This is a genomic window from Vibrio sp. 1562 (genome assembly GCF_033340155.1).
In the GTDB taxonomy this organism is placed as follows: domain Bacteria; phylum Pseudomonadota; class Gammaproteobacteria; order Enterobacterales; family Vibrionaceae; genus Vibrio; species Vibrio alginolyticus.
In genome coordinates this window covers 1-618 of sequence record NZ_JAWOVY010000498.1, presented here as the reverse complement: position 1 = coordinate 618, position 618 = coordinate 1, and the positions used below count along the sequence as shown (strand labels likewise).

The window sequence follows — 618 nt, the reverse complement described above, 5'->3', positions numbered from 1 at the left end:
TACCCAGTATTATCGGCAGTGCATTTAAATGAGCCCGGCCCTCACCGCAGAATAGCCCTCGCGTTTCGCCCAAACTATGTGGACGTCTCCAGTCTCGAAGCGCTTTCCCGTATCGCGAAGCAATCTCTCAAATAATCTCGAAATCAAAATCGTTTAAACCCAGCAGCGCGCCGTTACCTCGGTGTGCTTTGTGGGCTTTGTGGGCTTTGTGGGCTTTGATATTTGCTATAGACAACGCCTTCCATTCAGTAATCAAAATTTCCGAACGTTACATTCATTTTTATCATTTTTACAAATCAGAACATCTATCCAATACTTTTTTTAGTTGTTTGCTGACGGCTTACAAAAAGTCGTGAAACCAGATGGAATGAGAGGAAGCTAGCATGACGCACATCGATATCGGCATTGATAGAGAGCACCGATTAAGCACCGCAGAGGGCTTGAAGCAGCTCTTGGCAGATTCTTACACGCTCTATCTGCAAACGCACAACTTCCATTGGAATGTGGAAGGCCCGAACTTCAGAGAACTGCATCTCATGTTCGAAGAACACTATACCGAACTTGCGACGGCTGTAGACGAGATTGCCGAGCGCATACGCACACTGGACGTTGCCGCAC

The 618-nt window shown here is 46.9% G+C and carries 1 protein-coding gene; it reads left to right on the top strand.

Annotation, left to right across the window (positions count from 1 at the left end):
* Nucleotides 1-383: 383 nt before the first annotated feature.
* The coding region (locus R7Z49_RS26040; protein WP_318112566.1) for a Dps family protein at nt 384-618 on the top strand (235 nt) is incomplete at its 3' end.